This window comes from Vibrio sp. Y51_MX_L26 (assembly GCF_024181935.1).
In the GTDB taxonomy this organism is placed as follows: Bacteria; Pseudomonadota; Gammaproteobacteria; order Enterobacterales; family Vibrionaceae; genus Vibrio; species Vibrio diabolicus.
The window spans coordinates 1-1,006 of sequence record NZ_JAMZAS010000031.1; the positions used below are offsets into that span (position 1 = coordinate 1).

1 protein-coding gene is annotated in these 1,006 nt (G+C 46.8%); it reads right to left on the bottom strand.

Annotation, left to right across the window (positions count from 1 at the left end; all coding sequences use genetic code 11):
* Window positions 1-804: 804 nt before the first annotated feature.
* Window positions 805-1,006, bottom strand: a 202-nt coding sequence (locus NL645_RS23075) for a hypothetical protein (protein ID WP_253652476.1), incomplete at its 5' end; no start/stop codon positions are given.

Below are 1,006 nucleotides of genomic sequence, written 5' to 3' on the forward strand. Positions count from 1 at the left end.
CTCATAATCGATTGGTCATGTGTTCAAGTCACATAGGGGCCACCATTATTCCTTAAGGCTTATGGAGAAATCCGTAAGCCTTTTTTCGTTCTGGTCCTTTCCATATCCGGTCTGCGATTACTTCCGGTAAGCTCTGGTCCATTAGCACCACTGAAACTCTCCACGTAGTCACCACAGAGCCACACTTCCCCTATCAGAGTGATATCCACCATCAGAACCTTCTCTCGTCTGTACAGTACGAATCAGGGCAGATACATACCACTCAACATCAGAACCGAACCCCAGAAAAACTTCGCGCTGGAACCAACAAAAATATAACCAACATTCTGTCCATTAGCTGAAGTTAATTCATATATAGATATGGGATGGATAGCTAGTTCAGTGACAGGAAGGACATCTATGTTCCTAAAGCTCTCAGAACTAGCCAGTCAGGAAAAAACAGCATTCAATGATGACCGATTACCCTCAGTGGTAATCGGTCTGTTATCTCGTAAATGATTTCGGCTAGTAATCAGCAGCAATCAACCACAGCACCAGAAACAGTGGCTAATCACGGGGCTGGTATTCATACTCGAACCGGAAAAACCAACGGCACACTGGATTACAGCGCGAATCCTATAGTAATAGGACAGCAGAACCCCACGACTAGAACCTCGGGGAAACTCTGACCAGAATCGGTGCAGAACTACCTACCAGACATACCTGACAGGGTTGGAGGGGTTGATGGGGTTGAGCTCAATCTGATGGGGTTAACAGGGTTGTTGAAGTTAGCTCTGAGGGTACAAATGTATTCGGCGAGGGATACTACCCTATTAACCCTAGATTCCAACTCAAAGACCGGATAGAGACCGGAACCCCTGCACAATCATGGTAATACTCTTCGGCGTAATTCAGCAGAGTGTCGGGGTTGCATGGGTTGATGGGGTTAACGAGGGTCAATCTGGTGTGACCGACCCAGCGATCTAGGATTTTAGGTGGTGTGTTGGTGTCAGTTGTTGGTGAATGG